This is a genomic window from Polynucleobacter sp. Fuers-14 (assembly GCF_018882045.1).
Lineage (GTDB): Bacteria > Pseudomonadota > Gammaproteobacteria > Burkholderiales > Burkholderiaceae > Polynucleobacter.
Map to the genome: position 1 here is coordinate 1 of NZ_JACVPG010000004.1, position 15,963 is coordinate 15,963.

The 15,963-nt window shown below is 42.4% G+C and carries 20 protein-coding genes; 16 read left to right on the top strand and 4 right to left on the bottom strand.

Features of this window, described 5'->3' with window-relative positions:
* Nucleotides 1–66, bottom strand: a 66-nt coding sequence (locus ICN40_RS11890; protein WP_223146579.1) for a transposase, incomplete at its 3' end; no start/stop codon positions are given.
* 37 nt (nucleotides 67–103) lie between these two features.
* Between ICN40_RS11890 and ICN40_RS02815 the strand changes: the two genes are divergently transcribed.
* On the top strand, nucleotides 104–397 hold the full coding sequence (locus tag ICN40_RS02815; RefSeq protein ID WP_216242054.1) for a cupin domain-containing protein: 294 nt from the start codon (nucleotides 104–106) through the stop codon (nucleotides 395–397).
* A gap of 150 nt (nucleotides 398–547) precedes the next feature.
* Nucleotides 548–1,504: an alpha/beta fold hydrolase gene (locus ICN40_RS02820; RefSeq protein WP_215304057.1), complete on the top strand. Its 957-nt coding sequence runs from the start codon at nucleotides 548–550 to the stop codon at nucleotides 1,502–1,504.
* A gap of 275 nt (nucleotides 1,505–1,779) precedes the next feature.
* Here the strand turns inward: ICN40_RS02820 and ICN40_RS02825 are convergent, their stop codons facing one another.
* Nucleotides 1,780–2,634, bottom strand: a complete 855-nt coding sequence (locus tag ICN40_RS02825) for a DUF6671 family protein (RefSeq protein WP_216242056.1) — start codon at nucleotides 2,632–2,634, stop codon at nucleotides 1,780–1,782.
* 15 nt (nucleotides 2,635–2,649) lie between these two features.
* Nucleotides 2,650–3,609, bottom strand: coding sequence for a sodium-dependent bicarbonate transport family permease (locus ICN40_RS02830; RefSeq protein WP_072584030.1), 960 nt, complete (start codon nucleotides 3,607–3,609; stop codon nucleotides 2,650–2,652).
* An 83-nt stretch (nucleotides 3,610–3,692) separates the two neighbouring features.
* Between ICN40_RS02830 and ICN40_RS02835 the strand changes: the two genes are divergently transcribed.
* The 6 genes from ICN40_RS02835 (at nucleotide 3,693) to ICN40_RS02860 (ending at nucleotide 8,472) form a co-directional block, all read left to right on the top strand.
* Nucleotides 3,693–4,589, top strand: a complete 897-nt coding sequence (locus ICN40_RS02835) for a LysR family transcriptional regulator (protein ID WP_216242058.1) — start codon at nucleotides 3,693–3,695, stop codon at nucleotides 4,587–4,589.
* Nucleotides 4,590–4,910: 321 nt separating this feature from the next.
* Nucleotides 4,911–6,131, top strand: coding sequence for a molybdopterin-dependent oxidoreductase (locus ICN40_RS02840; RefSeq protein ID WP_216242060.1), 1,221 nt, complete (start codon nucleotides 4,911–4,913; stop codon nucleotides 6,129–6,131).
* A gap of 10 nt (nucleotides 6,132–6,141) precedes the next feature.
* On the top strand, nucleotides 6,142–6,453 hold the full coding sequence (locus ICN40_RS02845) for a cytochrome c, class I (RefSeq protein WP_216242062.1): 312 nt from the start codon (nucleotides 6,142–6,144) through the stop codon (nucleotides 6,451–6,453).
* 169 nt (nucleotides 6,454–6,622) lie between these two features.
* Nucleotides 6,623–6,766, top strand: coding sequence for a hypothetical protein (locus ICN40_RS02850; protein ID WP_216242064.1), 144 nt, complete (start codon nucleotides 6,623–6,625; stop codon nucleotides 6,764–6,766).
* 324 nt (nucleotides 6,767–7,090) lie between these two features.
* On the top strand, nucleotides 7,091–7,657 hold the full coding sequence (locus tag ICN40_RS02855; protein ID WP_216242066.1) for an SRPBCC family protein: 567 nt from the start codon (nucleotides 7,091–7,093) through the stop codon (nucleotides 7,655–7,657).
* 368 nt (nucleotides 7,658–8,025) lie between these two features.
* A complete protein-coding gene (locus tag ICN40_RS02860) occupies nucleotides 8,026–8,472 on the top strand; it encodes a universal stress protein (protein WP_216242068.1) in 447 nt (148 codons plus the stop codon).
* A 3-nt stretch (nucleotides 8,473–8,475) separates the two neighbouring features.
* On the opposite strand, the gene ICN40_RS11895 is transcribed toward ICN40_RS02860, so the two are convergent.
* On the bottom strand, nucleotides 8,476–8,691 hold the full coding sequence (locus tag ICN40_RS11895) for a DUF2061 domain-containing protein (RefSeq protein ID WP_216242069.1): 216 nt from the start codon (nucleotides 8,689–8,691) through the stop codon (nucleotides 8,476–8,478).
* Between the two features lie 58 nt (nucleotides 8,692–8,749).
* Here ICN40_RS11895 and ICN40_RS02870 point away from each other — a divergent pair, with 58 nt between their 5' ends.
* From ICN40_RS02870 to cydB, 8 genes are all read left to right on the top strand, one after another.
* Nucleotides 8,750–10,012 carry an MgtC/SapB family protein gene (locus ICN40_RS02870; protein ID WP_216242071.1) on the top strand — a complete coding sequence of 421 codons (1,263 nt, stop codon included), beginning with the start codon at nucleotides 8,750–8,752 and terminating at the stop codon, nucleotides 10,010–10,012.
* A gap of 218 nt (nucleotides 10,013–10,230) precedes the next feature.
* Nucleotides 10,231–10,608, top strand: coding sequence for a YidH family protein (locus ICN40_RS02875; RefSeq protein ID WP_216242072.1), 378 nt, complete (start codon nucleotides 10,231–10,233; stop codon nucleotides 10,606–10,608).
* Nucleotides 10,609–10,869: 261 nt separating this feature from the next.
* On the top strand, nucleotides 10,870–11,295 hold the full coding sequence (locus ICN40_RS02880; RefSeq protein ID WP_216242075.1) for a BLUF domain-containing protein: 426 nt from the start codon (nucleotides 10,870–10,872) through the stop codon (nucleotides 11,293–11,295).
* A 75-nt stretch (nucleotides 11,296–11,370) separates the two neighbouring features.
* Nucleotides 11,371–11,724, top strand: a complete 354-nt coding sequence (locus ICN40_RS02885; RefSeq protein WP_216242077.1) for a hypothetical protein — start codon at nucleotides 11,371–11,373, stop codon at nucleotides 11,722–11,724.
* A gap of 84 nt (nucleotides 11,725–11,808) precedes the next feature.
* Complete coding sequence (pal, locus tag ICN40_RS02890; RefSeq protein ID WP_216242079.1) at nucleotides 11,809–12,300, top strand: peptidoglycan-associated lipoprotein Pal; 492 nt, start codon at nucleotides 11,809–11,811, stop codon at nucleotides 12,298–12,300.
* A 15-nt stretch (nucleotides 12,301–12,315) separates the two neighbouring features.
* Complete coding sequence (locus ICN40_RS02895) at nucleotides 12,316–12,837, top strand: hypothetical protein (RefSeq protein ID WP_216242080.1); 522 nt, start codon at nucleotides 12,316–12,318, stop codon at nucleotides 12,835–12,837.
* Nucleotides 12,838–13,436: 599 nt separating this feature from the next.
* Nucleotides 13,437–14,744: a cytochrome ubiquinol oxidase subunit I gene (locus ICN40_RS02900; protein ID WP_374222776.1), complete on the top strand. Its 1,308-nt coding sequence runs from the start codon at nucleotides 13,437–13,439 to the stop codon at nucleotides 14,742–14,744.
* A 2-nt stretch (nucleotides 14,745–14,746) separates the two neighbouring features.
* A complete protein-coding gene (gene cydB / locus ICN40_RS02905; protein ID WP_216242084.1) occupies nucleotides 14,747–15,760 on the top strand; it encodes a cytochrome d ubiquinol oxidase subunit II in 1,014 nt (337 codons plus the stop codon).
* Nucleotides 15,761–15,963: the final 203 nt, after the last annotated feature.

Consider the following 15,963-nt stretch of genomic DNA (forward strand, 5'->3'; position numbering starts at 1 on the left):
TCGCTCAACGACTTGCTTGACTGCCTCTAACTTGAACTCTTCAGTAAACCGTCTTCTTGTACTCATTACACACCTCCTAATAGACTAAATATTAGGCTAGAAAGTGTCTATAGAAGTGGTAGCGATTCAGAGTGCACCCCATTCTCACGATCAAGATCGATTTGTTACGGTAATCAGCGGGGTCTGGTATGCAGGTATGGGTCCTGAGTGGGATCCAAAAAAGAATATTCCAATGCCAGCAGGTAGTCTGATGTTTCATCCGGCTAACGGCATACATTTTGATGGCGCCATGGCGGCTGATACCCAAGTGCAAATTATTGGTATGGGGCCAGTGAAGACAGTTTGGATTTATCCCAAGGAAGATCATTTTGGAAAACCCCATAAGTTAAGCCAATAGGAAGAAATCCTAGGCCCTGGTTCGATTTCGCCCCGGCCACCAAGAACCACTAAAGCCACCTTCGGGCGGTTTTTTCATTTGAAGCACCACTTCGATTCTTTTGTCGTGATATTCTGATTTTGTAGTTTATAAAAATAAATTGGAGACAAAATGAGGCTAATCAAGGTTCTAGTTGCGGCATTGCTTGCTATCAACTTTTCAAATGTAATGGCAGAAAAAAATAATTCAGGTAGCGTACAAAGTGCTGAGCACTGGGTTCAAAACGGAGACATCAGGATATATGTTTGGGAAAAATTTACTGTTAGTCCAAAAAATAAACCGGTGATTGTTTTAGCTCACGGCTCTGCTACAGCTGGCAAGGAATCCTTTGATTTGCGAGTTCCAAGTAAGCCAGACATTAGCCTAATGGATGTGTTGGCCAAACAAGGCTTCGATGTATTTGCTTTGGACATTAGAGGCTTTGGAAGATCTACCCATCCAGAGCAACATTTCACTACAGAGGACGCCGCCAGCGATCTAAACGCAACCGTTGATTTTGTAATGAAATCTAGAAATATTCCCAAGGTAGGCTTATTGGGCTGGTCTTATGGGACTCAGTATGGCGGTTTGTTTGTAATGGCCCATCCGGAAAAAGTAGATCGATATGTTTCTTACGCGCAGATGGGTATCGATAGTATCGATATTGGCAAGCGTAGAGCCAATCTAAAAACATATCAAGATAAGGTTTACATTCAAATTCCTGAGGCTGGTTGGCATGGCCGCTTTTATTCTCTGACCCCCAAAGAAGATAACTTCCCAGAAGCCGTAGATGCCTACGCTAAGAGTGCCGCAGCGATTGAAGTAAATACTGCGACTAGCCCACAATTAGACCTAGTGACTAAATTACCAATGCTCAATCCAACTCAAATTATTGTGCCCACCATGATCATTCACGGTCAATATGATGATGTGGCTGATACTAAGCAATTAATGCCCTTCTTTGAGCAATTGCCTAATGCCAATAAGCGATATGTAGTTGTGCCTAATGCGGGTCATATGATGATGTATCAGAGGGGTTACAGCATCTTCCAGCAGGCTGTTGCCGACTACTTTAAGGAGCAGTTCTAAAGACATTATGCATCCTCGGCCCTGGTTCGATTCCGCCCCGGGCCACCAAGATTCACAATAGCCCACTTGTTGGGCTATTTTTATTAGAAGTCCTCAATGGCGCCTCTACCTTGCTATTAGCGTAGTCGGTCACTTTCCATAGAGTCAATCCGTCAATCAGGATGCCACCACTCTGGCTCTAGATTGGGATATCAGGGTCATCAAATGCCCTTTAAAAGGACAAGTCAATTATTCATCCCTGCGTCAGTCGATGTCGTTTTAAACGACAAATATATTTAGGGATTACAGTAATTGCACTTTGATGGATCCGCCTTGATTTGATCCAGCAACATTTCTTCTTTTTTGTACGCACACTTTACGCATGACCATACATTAGCTATTGGCAGATTTGTTGGCGCTTCACAGCTAGAGCATGGCAAGCCCTTCTTTCTTTCTGTGATCCAGAAGCCAGGCGACTCACACTCTGGGCATACAGAATTCATCTTTCTTGAGAGATCTTGTGTAGCCTTCAATATGTTAGACATACGCGTGGGATTGGTATGTGCTCTTAAATCATTCTCTACAAATACATTTCCCTTTTTTGAAAGGTTAGTTGCCCAATCGAACGCTTCTTTCAAAGACTCAAGATCTTTGATTCCTTTACGACACTCTGGGTGATATTCATCATCAGGTCGAACGACTAATTGATGGGTAGTAAATTGTGCCTCTGAAAGAAGCGCATTTAATTCATCCCAACTTGATACTTGCCGGCTGGTACTTTGAGCTTGCCCGCCAAAAAAACCAATAACTTCAAGTTTGCGTATGTCATCTATTAAAACTACTAACTCGTAATTCCAAGCAAGCATGCCCGTATAGGGATCATTATCAAAAGCACCTTCGCTGGCAATGCCAAGCATAGAATCTGATAATTCCATTCCAACCCTAGCCTTTTTTCTGGCGGCATCTAGTTGGGAGCCATATCTTAGAATATCTCTAGTAAAGGTACCTAGTTTGTCTGTGTCATACCCAGAGATATGGACAACTTCTAAGCCATTAGAGTCAAGGAGTTGTGGACAAATGACCGACTCTTTGCCATGTTGAGTTAGCAAACTCGCCTTGAGTCCAGAATAGGGTTTTGGATGAGTTGGCATTTTATTTGGATGTTTTTAAACAAAATATTTGGCTACTGCGCTATAGATTGGAATGCCTAAGATAATATTTAAAGGGAAGGTGATGCCAAGGGACATGCCCATATACAAGGCTGGACTTACCTCGGGCATTGCATGGCGCAATACTGCTGGAACCGCAATATAAGAAGCGCTTGCCGCCAAAATCATCAAAAGGATCGTATCTCCCAGAGAGATATGAAATATATGGCATAAACCCAAGGCAATCATCGCATGGGTAGGCGGCGCGATGAAAGCATAAGCTAAAGTCACCGAAGGCTTGCCTTTGAGCTCCCCTAAACTCTTAGCGGCAAGCAATCCCATATCGAGCAAGAAGAATGCTAATAAACCCTTAAATAAATCAATCGAAAAGGGCGCCATGACTTTGTGACCCGAATCACCTGAAATGAGCCCTACTACTAAGGCTCCTAATAAGAGTAGTTGCCCACCATCAGTAAACGATTCGTGAAGTATCTTGCCCAATGAAGTGTGGCCACTGGCATTGCCTGAGCGTTGTTGACGAATTCTGTTGGCAAGAATGATGGCGATGATGATGGCGGGCGACTCCATGAGGGCCATTGCCGCGGCCATGTGTCCGCCATAACTAATACCGCTTTGATCTAAGACCTGTGTAGTAGTAATAAAAGTAACCGCACTAATAGATCCGTAAGTAGCGGCAATCGCGGCGGCATCCAGTTTATCTAGTTTGTATTTAAGACAGTTGTAGCCCAATAGCGGAATGGCTATTGCTAAAGTGATCGCCAGACCAAGACTAATAGCAATCTCAGGAGTAAAGCCTGATTTGTTTAAAGCAAATCCACCTTTTAATCCCAGAGCCATCAGTAGATATAGCGAAAGAAATCGAGAAATGGGCTGTGGAATTTCTAAATTGGATTTCACGAGGCCCGCAAAGATGCCGAAGATGAAAAAGAGGATGGTGGGATCTAGCAAGATATTCATAAATTGTCCTTTGAGGCGATCTTAGGGAAATTTATATGTAAAGTAAAATCGATATTAATACGTTTATATATAGGTAAATGCTGATGAATATTACTTTTAGGCAGTTAAGACTATTTCTGGCTCTTGCTGAGACTGGGAGCGTTAGCGCGGCCGCTCGCATGGTTCATGTTACCCAACCAACGGCCTCTATGGGCTTAAAAGAAATTACGGATGCTGTTGGAGTGCCTCTCTACGAAGTGGTAGCCAGGAAAGTACATTTAACGCAAATGGGTCATGAGTTGGCTAAGACGGCTCGTGCGATTTCTGGGGAGTGGGATTCTTTCGAACAGCAAGTTAATAGCGTCAAAGGGTTAACACGAGGAAAGTTAAAAGTAGCAGTGGTAAGTACTGCTAAATATTTCATTCCCAGAATATTGGGAACTTTTTGCGCGAAGTATCCTCAAATCGATATTTCTCTAGAGGTGCTCAATCGTGATGGTGTAGTGAAAAGATTGGAAGAAAACTTGGATGATCTTTACATCATGTCCCAGCCACCACTTCATCTCGATATAGAAGATGAAGTGTTTATGCCCAACCCTTTGTTATTAGTTGCCCCAAAAGATCATGCTTTTGCCAAAAAAAAGAATATTGATATCAGTGCGCTTAAGAGTGAAAAGTTTATTTTTAGAGAAAAGGGCTCTGGCACAAGAATGGCAACGGATGCTCACTTCAAAAGACTGAAGTACAGACCTAATGTTAGGTTAGAGCTTGGAAGTAACGAAGCAATAAAGCAGGCAGTTATAGGTGGTCTCGGTATCGCAGTTCTATCCAAGCATTCTCTTGGTGATAAGACTGACCAAGAAGAGGTTGCCATATTGAAATGTAAAGAATTTCCTATTGAATCAAGCTGGCACCTTGTGAGTCCCAAAGGCAAAAAGTTATCTCCAATAGCCACAATCTTTAAGAAGCATCTATCTCAACAGGCTAAAAGCTGGAAATAGAGTCAGGCATCCTGGACCCTGATCGATTCCGCCCCGGGCCACCAAGAATCTCAATAGCCCACTTGTTGGGCTATTTTCTTTTAAGGCTTGGCAGGGCTAATCGCCATTAGTCACCGATATCGCATTCAAGAGCTGTCCTTCAAAAGGGCAAACTAATTTGACAGCCCTGGGCCGATTTAAGCATATAGCTTATTAATGGCAGTTGCTCGCAATATCATTTAAAGCGTCATTTTTAATGCTCGATGAGGGTAATCACCAACGCATGCCTCTTTAAAAGTGGCTATTCTTACTTGAACCAAAAATACTATGGAGGAGACGTCCATGAATTCAGAGAACTTTACCAATAGACGGAAAGTCATTACAGCCGCATTGGCTGGTGGAGCCAGTTCATTGTTGCCATCTTGGGCAATGGGCGCAGAGAAAACAAATTTACCTATGGCCTATGGTGAACGCGAACTCATGGCGTTTCCCGAAAAGAAGCCCATGATTGTGCTGACTTCTAGGCCGCCGCAATTAGAAACCCCATTTCAGTATTACGACAATCATGTCATTACGCCAAACGATGAATTCTTTGTGCGTTATCACATGGCCGGCATTCCAACATCGATAGATCCCAATACTTATAGATTAAAAGTTGGCGGTAATGTAGAAAAGCCTTTAGAGATTTCTCTAGAGGCATTAAAGAAAAACTTTCCATCTCAACGGATTGTTGCTGTTAATCAATGCTCTGGTAATAGCCGCGGCTTATTTGAACCTAGAGTTAATGGTGGGCAACTCGGTAATGGTGCGATGGGTAATGCCGCTTGGGTTGGCGTTGCCTTAAAAGATATTTTGAAGGCGGCCAATCCCGGTAGCGGAGCAAAGCAAGTAACTTTCAATGGCTTGGATCAGCCAATTCTTCCAAGCGATTCAGATTTTGTAAAGGGTCTAGATATTGATCACGCCATGGATGGCAATGTGATGGTTGCCTATCAAATGAATGGAACAGATATTCCCTTCTTAAATGGTTATCCAATCAAGTTAATTGTTCCTGGCTACTACGGAACGTATTGGGTTAAGCATCTTAGTGAAATTAAAGTGGTCGATGATGTATACAACGGCTATTGGATGAATCCTGCTTATCGTATTCCTGATAATGACTGCAACTGTGTTGCGCCAGGAGCGGCACCCTCAAAAACCATCCCCATTAATCAATTTACGATTCGCTCTTTCATTACTAACTTTACAGACAGTAGTGTCGTCAATGTTGGTAAATCAGTTCAGGCAAGAGGCATTGCCTTTGATGCGGGCTACGGCATCAAAAAAGTTTTGTTCTCTCAAGATAATGGACAAAATTGGGCAGAGGCAAGATTAGGCCAAGACCTTGGACGTTTCTCATTTAGAGAGTGGCGCATTGAATTTACGCCAAAACAAAAAGGGACATTGGACTTAAGGGTCAGAGCATTTAATCATGCCGGCCAAGTTCAGCCAATGACTGCAAGCTGGATGCCAGCTGGCTATATGCGAAATATTGTTGAGACTGTAAAAGTCACAGCGGTTTAAGGGGAAGAATATGAAAAAAGCTATCCTCCTTCTATCTGCTCTTGCTTTGGCACAAATGGCACAAGCTAAAACGATTGAGTTACCAGCCGATACAGTTTTATGGCGACCATCAGATTTGCCTGGCTATCAGCTGACTTTACAGAAATGTTCTACCTGCCACTCTGCCCACTATGCAGAATATCAACCGCCCAATACGGGGGTTGGCTATTGGAATGCTCAAGTTCTAAGGATGAAAAATGTATTTAAGGCGCCCATTACTGATGAGGACGTTGCAGTCATAGTCGACTACCTTAATAAAACTTATGGGGCAAACAGGAAATAGAATTAAACATCCCCGGCCTTGGTTGATTCCGCCCTGGGCGACCAAGAAATACCAAAATCACCTTCGGGTGGTTTTTTTATTGCATCTTTGTGACTAGAGCTAAAGTTGTATTTCCAAAAGTGATTGATCACTTTAATCTAAAGGCGCACATTCATATTGGAGATTAGTCATGCATAAATTAGGATTTTTGATGGCAGTAGCAATTGCCTTCTTTGCGGGAGCTGTTAGCGCGTCTGTATTGGCTGATTCGAAGGCGAATGAGAGGGTTGCCTCTTCCATAGATCGGGCCCATGAGCAACAACAAGCTTATTAAATAGGATTCCTTATCTGGACCTTAAATTCTACGCCCCGATTTTTATTGGCCGGAGTAGACCTCAAAACCACCTTCGGGTGGTTTTTTCATGTGGTCGCACAGCAAGAGCAAATATAAAACTATGAGAAGTGGAGATTTGGCGATTACTAGCTATAAGCTGGAAGGCAGAAAAACTTCTTACTTATCGCATCCTCTGGTGTCTGCTTGACCATCCCTTGGATTACTTTATAAGATTTACTGCAGAAGAAGTATTCTGTAGGACGCATTGATCCATCCAATGTGCCGTTTAAAACAGCAAAATGAATAGGATCCTAAAATCTATTAATGAAATGGTTTTTAACACTTGCCTTAGCCTTCTTTATCACTCAGAGCTTTGCTCAAGAGAATTCCAATCCCTTTGATGTTCGGGTTAGCGTGACACAGGTTGATGGCCGTTTTCATGCTCAAGCAAGTTATTCCGTGCCAATTAATATTTGTAGTGCCCATGTATTTATTACAGACTATGAGGGCTCAAAGAATATCCCGGGAATAATTGAAGCAAGGGTTATTTCAAGAGTGGGAAATAAGGTGCGCGTATACAGAGTGATTGAAGAGCAAATTCTATTTTTCTCTATAGAGATGAAATCAACAGTGGAATATACAGAGCTACCAAATAAGTCTCTAACTTTTGAGCAGGTCAGCGGCGATAATAGGTTTTACAAGGGGACCTGGAAATTGCTAGAGGAAAAAGATAAAACAGTTTTTAAGTATGATGCTCAAATTGAGCCTAACTCAATTATCCCCTCAGCCATCATTGAATACTTTTTAAAAAATAGTATGCGGGGACGATTCGAATCTATGGCACAAAGAGCCATCCAATACAAGTCTATTGAAGCAGCGGCCTGTAAATAGCCATCACTATATCTGCACGCATTGACTAAATTAGAGGCGCCACTTGATGCAATGTATTTGGGTGCAGATTTGTCTCCTAGGCCCTGGTCGATTCCGCCCCGGGCCACCAAGAATCTGAATAGTCCACTTATTGGGCAATTTTCTTTTGCAGCTTGACGGGCTAGATGCCATTAGGTGAGGTTATCCCCATCGAGAACTATCTTTTTAAAGAACCCTTTATGAATCGGAGATTTGCCATCTCCGTGTCAGTCAAGCGTCGATTTAAGCGACGCTTGACTGGGGCAGGCACTTGCAAAGTCGTTCAAAACGACAAATAATTTACTTATCAGGGTTAAAAAAGAGCATAGTAGATTGGCGAGGGAGAGATCATGTTTAAGAAAATTCTAGTTGCGTTAGATGGTAGCGATACTGCTAATTTAGCATTGAAAGAGGCAATAATTTTAGCTAAAGAAAATGGATCTATAGTGCGAGGAATTTATGCTGTGGACTTGCATATGACCCCTGATGAGAGCGAATACTTTACAGTTAAAGAGATAGTTGATTCCATGCGAAAAGAAGGCAAAGAAATTCTGATGGCGGCCCAGAAAAAAATGGATAGCGCCGGAATTCAGTCTGAGACCAAGCTAATCAAGATTACTCAAACTAGTCAACGAATTTCAGATGTTATTGCTAAAGAAGCTCAGAAATGGCCAGCCGATCTAATTGTTGTGGGCACTCATGGGCGAAGAGGTTTTAGCCATTTTTTATTAGGTAGCGTCGCTGAATCGATTGTGCGGGTAGCAACCAAGCCGGTTTTATTAATCCGCGGAAAATGAAAATCAAGCCTTTCGTTGCAGGCCCCATTGGATCTTGTTCCAAATACGCTCATGAATAAAATATGCAATCGTTGTGTAGATGTTGCTAATAATCATGAATCCTACCGCTATCATGATCTTTCCAGTTAATAAGTAAATTACTGAAAAATCCATAATGACAACGACGATTCGATAAGTAACAGCTTTACTGACAGATCGTTTCCTAGATTCTTGCTCCATATGATTTCCTTGGCATGTGTATTACCTTATCTCACTATATTTGATAAAAAGTGCTTAGATGGATATTTTTAGTTGGCTTCCAAAAGAAGGCTCACAAATACTGTTTGTTCTATTTCTGTCTTTCTTGATTGGGCTGGAAAGAGAGGAGCACAAGTTAAATGATGATCATTTTGCCTTTGGCGGTGTTCGTACTTATCCCTTAATTGGGATTATTGGCTATTCCATTTTGCTGATTTCAGGTGGCGATCTCATGCCATTTGTCATGGGTTTTGTCGTCATTGGAGCCTTTTTATTGCTGGCCTATTGGCATAAGGTCAAGGATTCGGGTTATGCGGGCGTGACTTCTGAGATGTCTGCTCTTGCTACCTATTTGGTGGGGGGATTAGTTCAAAAGAATTTCTTGTGGGTTGCCACTACTTTGGTCGTAATTACCATGCTGTTATTAAGTCTAAAAGTCTTTTTAGAGGGGGCGGCTAAGAAAATAGGCCCCAATGATATTTTGGCTTTTACTAAGTTTTTATTGTTATCTACCGTGATATTGCCGCTGTTGCCAAATCAAGCTTTAACGGCATTTCAGATTAATCCATTGACGATCTGGTTGATGGTTGTTGCGGTTAGCGGGGTTTCTTACGCCAGCTATGTCTTGCAAAAGACTTATAAAAAATCGGATAGCATTTTATGGTCCGCTATCTTGGGCGGCATCTATTCTTCTACAGTGACCACAGTGGTTCTATCAAAGCGATCCAAATCGCAAGGTCAGCCTAGAGTATTTACTGGTGCGATTTTAATTGCCTCAGGTGTCATGTATCTTCGTTTGGTGATTTTATTGGGCCTATTCAACCAAGACCTCATGAGGCAATTAGCCATACCGTTTATTGGCTTATTTGTACTTGCAACTGGATTTGGTTATCTTTGGTCAATCAGCCTTGCTAAATCACTCGAGCCACTTAGTGAAAGTCTCGAAGTAAAAAATCCGCTGGAATTGGGCACGGCATTTCTTTTTGGTTTTCTCTTTGTGGTGATGGTGATTGCCTCCCATTTTGCTTTAGGATATTTTGGTCAGGCTGGGGTTTACACCTTGGCTGGCATTATGGGGCTCACTGATGTCGACCCATTTGTCATGAGCATGACTCAATCTTCTCCTGGGGCTGGCTCATTAGTGATCGCGGCAAATGCCATTTTGATTGCGGCGGCCAGCAATAATTTAATTAAAGGAGTTTATGCATTTTTCCTTTCATCAGAAAACTCAAGACTACAAACTCTTATTTTTATGTTGGCTTTGTCAGCTTTGGGCCTAATCCCAATTTTCATTAACTTTTGAGTCTAGTGTCGATATGGGCTACAAGAATCATCGATCCGATTAGAATTACATTTAACAAGAAAATACCAAAGTATTCCCATCGCTTAGATATGGATGCCTTTTTAATAAAGCAATAGCCGGAATGCATTTTTAGTATAGGCGTTGCCCCTCAATAACTCTGTAATACTAGGCTCCTTTTTAGCTGTAGAGATTAAAAATAATAGATATCAGAGGGAAGAATGTCTTATTTAGATGATCCGAGAGTGTATTTTGCGGCTGAGCGAACTTTATTGGCATGGCAAAGATCCGCATTGGCCTATATTGCGCTGGGCTTTGTTGTGGAGAAATTTGGTTTGTTTATGCGATACCTGAACTTATCAAATCAGATTAGTACTATTCATTCAAGTATTTCGGCTTTTATCGGGTTGATGTTGATTCTTCTTGGCACATTTATTTCCCTGTTATCCGCCATTCAACATAAGCGTTTTCTAAAAAGCCTATCTAACCAAGAGGTTCCCCCTAACTATTTTCTATTTATGGGCCCTTTAATTAGCTATGTCCTTTGTTTTGGTGGAGCTTTGATGGCAGCTTGGATAGTTTCGGGTTTTGTAATTTGAGCGTCCCGAATCTAGACGCTTAATTCATTTGAGTCTTGTCGAGGCTAACCAATGTCTTAGCAGTCAAAAACAACGATTTTGAGTGTTGACAATCCTGGTGTTGGTGGTTAGATTCGGCCCCGGGCCTCCAAGAAACACCAAAACCACCCTCGGGTGGTTTTTTATTTGGGGTCGATAGGGTTATTGCCCATTTAAGCCTGGTGACCAAAAGAACAAACTGGCTTTAGTTTTCATATTTATTTTTAGAGGCAGGGGGAATAAGTGAGTGCTGACGATCCAAATCAATTGGTTGAGCTGAGCTATATCAGCAAAGCAACTCATGACATGGGCCTTTCAAGCTTAGTCCATCTATTTGATGTTGCCCGAAGGTGGAATTTAGACCATGAGCTTACCGGTGCTCTTTTCTACGAGAATGGCCATTTCGCCCAGATTCTTGAGGGTAAGCGAAAGGATGTTTTGTTCATTTGGGAAAAAATTCAAAATGACTATCGCCATAAGGTTCTGCATCGAATTGAGCTCGATGAGATTGACCAAAGATTGTTTCCCAATTGGGCCTTAAGGTTTTATGGGGGCGATCAAATTTCTAAGGATGTTCCGCATCTAGTTGGCCTACTTGATGGTCTTCCAAGCCATGATGTTGAATTGTTGAGAATCATGCGCTCAGTGGCCAAAGGCGATCAAAATTAGGGTTAAATATCCTTAGCCCAGTTTGTTGCCATTGTTAAAAACGACAAATTTGGTAATCAGGTATAGAATTTGCCCATGATGCTTCGTAGTAAAACACTCGTTCTATTGATATGCCTCTTCTTGATTGCATTTAAGGTGGCAGCTGGAAGTATTTTTATCCAGTCTGCAATTGAGCGGGCAGAGCTTGCTGGTAGTTATAACAATGCCTCAGCTTCACAGCAAGCACATAACAGCTCTGATTCAGCCGATGACAAAGAGCAGGTTCATGCGATGTATCTGATGAGCCATGTAACCGCAAATATTAGCGAGATTAGAATTGCTGTTTTTCTTCCATCAATGACCATGCATCAATTTGCCATGGCAAATGAAGTTTTGTTGACGCAAAACTTTCCCGACTCAGCGTTTAAACCACCCAAAGCTATAGTCTAATTTTCTTAGGTTGGGCATGCTTTAGCGGCGTGCCTCTTTGCTATTTGGCTACTAAGGTGTAGCCATGTTTGGGGAAACCTCATCATGTTTAAATTTGTAAAAATAGTGCTATTGGCATTATTAGTTTTATTTATTTCCGCTTGCAGTAGCGTTAAGTTAGATGATGCCAATGGCGTCACCACTGTTAACGCTGGAGGTTCTTCTACTTACGATCCAATTAGTGATCCGAAGTCTAGTGTTTATGGCAAGCGTTCAATCTATTTTGAGTTTGATAGCTATACCGTAGACCCAAAATATGTTTCAACAATCTCCGCGCATGCTTCTTACTTAAAGGCATTTCAAAAGCAAAAAGCTTTTGTGATCATCCAGGGAAATACCGATGATCGTGGAACTACCGAGTACAACCTTGCTCTAGGTCAAAAACGATCAGAAGCCGTTAAGAAAGCGTTACTTGCCCAGGGCGTCAGTGAATCTCAGTTAGAGGCGGTGAGCTTTGGAAGAGAAAAGCCAGCCAACCCAGCTCAGACAGAGGCGGCATTTAAAGAAAATCGCCGCGCTGATTTTGTCTATCAATAACTAACGGACTACTCAATGAAAAACATATTTAAATTAAGTTTGATGGGAATTGCACTCCTTAGTGGGTGTGCGACAAAGGTTGCGCCAAATAATCCAGTGCAAGTTGCTAAAGTGCCACCGCCAATGACGGCAAGGGCTCCAGATCAGGCAGGCTCTGTAGCCAAGCGACTTAATGATTGCATTATGCGAAGCAATCAAAGTGCTGATGCATTGTTGGTGGATGCCCAGATTATCGCTGTTACCAGAAATAATCCTCACGCAAATGCCCTATTTAGTTCTGCAGATAAATTGACTGATCAGCAGGCTAAGGCATTAACGAGTTATTTGTCTGAGGCAAATTCCTGTCGGCCCATTGCTTTGGAGGGCTTAGGCCCCGAAAAGACTGCAGTTTACGAGGATTTCTTTAAAAAGATTGATGGTGTGTATGCCGATCTTATTGCCAGAAAGATCACTATTGGAGTGGCCAATCAAGAAAGGCAATTGCTTATTCAAGATGCCCGCATGAAGAAATTAGCGCTTCAATCTAAAATGAATTAGCGAGATAGATTTATGGCTAGATATAAATTTGTGTGCCGCTCTTGTAAGTTTGAATGCATTAGTAGTATAGGCAGAGAGGTTGGTCTTCACTCTTCTAGGGTGGCGATGGTTTGCAAATCTTGTTCAACAATTGATGCTTATACAGTGGCTCATCCAGGAAGTATTAATACTGAAATTAGTAAGGCACCAGCTTGTACTAGTTGCCACTCGAGCAATCATTTGTCTGAGTGGGATGGTCTTACCTGTCCGCATTGCAATATGAGTATGAGGGCTTTGGGCGATGACGTAGATGCTGAAAGGCCTTTTAAGTACTGGTAATCAAGGATATAGGCCAATACAGGAGCCTGTTAGTAGATGTTAGTTGAGGCCTTAAATTTCATGCTGCGCTTGTTATAGGCTGTAGGAGACACTAAAACCACCTTCGGGTGGTTTTTCATATTGGGCAATATCGTTAAAGCGACATGCGATGCTGGGGTAAGTCCATTAAATCAGCCTCAGCAAGCCAGGAAGGTAAAGAGCATAATAAAAGTACATTAAAAATAAGAGGCCCCAAAATGGTAGATACGTTTATTTTGAGCAGAATTCAATTTGCTTCGAATATGACTTTTCATATTCTTTTCCCAACGATATCGATTGCATTGGGATGGGTACTTTTCTATTTCAAGGTTAAATTTAATAAAACAGGTGACTCGGTATGGAGTGAGGCCTATCAATTCTGGGTCAAGATATTTGCCTTAACTTTTGCGCTTGGCGTTGTTAGTGGTATCACTATGAGCTTTCAGTTTGGAACCAACTGGCCTGGATATATGCAAACGGTAGGCAATATCGCAGGGCCTTTGCTTGGCTACGAAGTTTTATCAGCATTCTTCCTCGAGGCAACTTTTTTAGGGATTATGTTGTTTGGCTCTAAACGAGTCTCTCAAAGAGCCCACACTATCGCCACATTTTTAGTTGCCTTCGGCACATCACTATCGGCATTTTGGATCATTGCTTTAGATTCTTGGATGCAAACCCCACAAGGGTTTGAGATGATCAATGGTCAAGCGCATGCAACCAATTGGATTGAGATTGTCTTTAATCCCTCTATGCCGTATCGCCTTCTGCATATGATGACAGCATCATTTTTGACTGTAACGTTCTTAATTGCAGGCATTTCCTCTTATCGATATTTGAAGGGTATTAATCTTTCTGGCAATCGAGCGCTGATCAAGTTGGCAATGACCATGGCGGTAGTGTTAGCTCCGTTACAAATTGTGCTTGGCGATTCTCATGGCCTAAATACGCTCGAGTATCAGCCTGCAAAGGTAGCGGCAATGGAGGGAATTTGGGAAACAACCAAAGGTGCCTCCGCCGTTTTGTTTGCAATACCCGATGAAGCCATTAAAGCTAATAAATACGAAATAGCTATTCCAAAGCTCGCATCTTTATATTTGACACACTCATTTACAGGTGAAGTGAAGGGTTTAGGTGCCTTCCCTGGCGCAACCCCGCCAGTCGCCCCCATCTTCTTTGCCTTTCGCATCATGGTCGGCATCGGCATGTTGATGCTCTTAACCGCATTCGTTGGGTTCTATCTGACAAGAAAAAATAAAGAATTGCCAGCTTGGCTCTTAAGGGGGCTCAGTGTGATGACTTTTTCTGGTTGGGTTGGCGTAGTTGCCGGCTGGTATGTGACCGAGATAGGCAGACAACCTTACCTTGTTAGTGGGGTACTCAAGACTGCTGATGCGGTTACTAAAGTGCCTACCAATATGGTTTTGGGTACGCTCGTGATGTACCTTGCGCTGTATTTAGGACTTATTGTTTCTTATATTTGGGTTGTGTTTTATTTAGCAAGACAAGCTAATCCTGCACATATTATTGCTGAGCAAAAACCAGGCCTCATTAACAACATTGCAGGAGTATAAGAATGATTCCTAATTTATATGAACCATCTGGTTGGTTGCCCCTTTTCTTTTTGGTTGCAATGGGCATTGCAATGGTTGCTTATGTTGTCTTAGATGGATACGACTTGGGCGTTGGTATCTTATTGAATCAGGCAAGCGAATCAGAAAAAGACATCATGATTTCATCAATCGGTCCTTTTTGGGATGCTAACGAAACTTGGTTAGTGCTCGGAGTCGGAGTTCTCTTGATTGCCTTTCCCATGGCCCATGGCATTATTTTGACTGAGCTCTATTTGCCTGTAGGCATCATGTTGGCTGGTTTAATTTTACGAGGCGTATCTTTTGACTTTCGTGCAAAGGCCCATTTGAGTCAGAAGGCAGTGTGGAACTTTCTATTCTTTTTTGGTAGCTTCTTGGCCGCGGCATCTCAAGGGGTCATGGTTGGTAGAGAGGTGATTGGTTTTGACTCTGGATACTTGGGCTGGATATTTTCTTTTATCGTGGCACTTTGCTTGCCGGCCGGTTATGCCTTATTGGGAGCCGGTTGGCTGATCATGAAGACGTCTGGCGAGCTACAGCTAAAGGCTGTTGGCTGGGCAAGAAAATGCCTCTTATTAACGGCGCTTGGCGTTGGGATCATTTCTGTAGCGACACCATTCTTTAGTGCAGAGATTGCGGCAAAGTGGTTTACCTTCCCCAATGTCTTTTTCTTATTGCCGTTTCCAGTTCTGACCTTGGCTTGTTTTATCTTTATCGATTTGAACTTGTTAAAAATGCAGAAGAATAAGCCCGCCCCTGTTTGGGTTCCTTTTGCCCTAAGCGTAGCCATCTTTGTCTTAGCATTTCTAGGAATCGCCTACAGCATGTTCCCTTACATCGTTGTAGACAAAATGACGATTTGGGAGGCGGCCTCAGCCACGGAGTCATTGTGGGTCATATTTTGGGGGGCTATCGTTGTGCTGCCAACTATCATCGGGTACACCATTTATTCCTACAAAATCTTTTGGGGTAAAACTGAGCCGCTGAGTTATTACTAAGCTCATAAGACGTATTAAATACTTCGCTACTTGTATGAGTCATTAGGTTCCACGCCGGTGCACCAAGAAGATCAAAACCACCTTCGTGAACTGACCCCCAAAAGTTGGACATCAAGTCCAACCAAGGGGGTTTTGTTTTATGAGCAAATACAGTACGCAGTTCAAGCTAAAGGTAGTTAAAGAGTATTTAAAGTTTGGCGGTC

Coding starts and splice junctions, on each gene's coding strand:
- ICN40_RS02820 (WP_215304057.1), top strand. CDS start 548: ATGAGGCTAATCAAGGTTCTAGTTGCGGCATTGCTTGCTATCAACTTT.
- ICN40_RS02825 (WP_216242056.1), bottom strand. CDS start 2,634: ATGCCAACTCATCCAAAACCCTATTCTGGACTCAAGGCGAGTTTGCTA.
- ICN40_RS02830 (WP_072584030.1), bottom strand. CDS start 3,609: ATGAATATCTTGCTAGATCCCACCATCCTCTTTTTCATCTTCGGCATC.
- ICN40_RS02835 (WP_216242058.1), top strand. CDS start 3,693: ATGAATATTACTTTTAGGCAGTTAAGACTATTTCTGGCTCTTGCTGAG.
- ICN40_RS02840 (WP_216242060.1), top strand. CDS start 4,911: ATGAATTCAGAGAACTTTACCAATAGACGGAAAGTCATTACAGCCGCA.
- ICN40_RS02845 (WP_216242062.1), top strand. CDS start 6,142: ATGAAAAAAGCTATCCTCCTTCTATCTGCTCTTGCTTTGGCACAAATG.
- ICN40_RS02850 (WP_216242064.1), top strand. CDS start 6,623: ATGCATAAATTAGGATTTTTGATGGCAGTAGCAATTGCCTTCTTTGCG.
- ICN40_RS02855 (WP_216242066.1), top strand. CDS start 7,091: ATGAAATGGTTTTTAACACTTGCCTTAGCCTTCTTTATCACTCAGAGC.
- ICN40_RS02860 (WP_216242068.1), top strand. CDS start 8,026: ATGTTTAAGAAAATTCTAGTTGCGTTAGATGGTAGCGATACTGCTAAT.
- ICN40_RS11895 (WP_216242069.1), bottom strand. CDS start 8,691: ATGGAGCAAGAATCTAGGAAACGATCTGTCAGTAAAGCTGTTACTTAT.
- ICN40_RS02870 (WP_216242071.1), top strand. CDS start 8,750: ATGGATATTTTTAGTTGGCTTCCAAAAGAAGGCTCACAAATACTGTTT.
- ICN40_RS02875 (WP_216242072.1), top strand. CDS start 10,231: ATGTCTTATTTAGATGATCCGAGAGTGTATTTTGCGGCTGAGCGAACT.
- ICN40_RS02885 (WP_216242077.1), top strand. CDS start 11,371: ATGATGCTTCGTAGTAAAACACTCGTTCTATTGATATGCCTCTTCTTG.
- pal (WP_216242079.1), top strand. CDS start 11,809: ATGTTTAAATTTGTAAAAATAGTGCTATTGGCATTATTAGTTTTATTT.
- ICN40_RS02895 (WP_216242080.1), top strand. CDS start 12,316: ATGAAAAACATATTTAAATTAAGTTTGATGGGAATTGCACTCCTTAGT.
- ICN40_RS02900 (WP_374222776.1), top strand. CDS start 13,437: ATGACTTTTCATATTCTTTTCCCAACGATATCGATTGCATTGGGATGG.
- cydB (WP_216242084.1), top strand. CDS start 14,747: ATGATTCCTAATTTATATGAACCATCTGGTTGGTTGCCCCTTTTCTTT.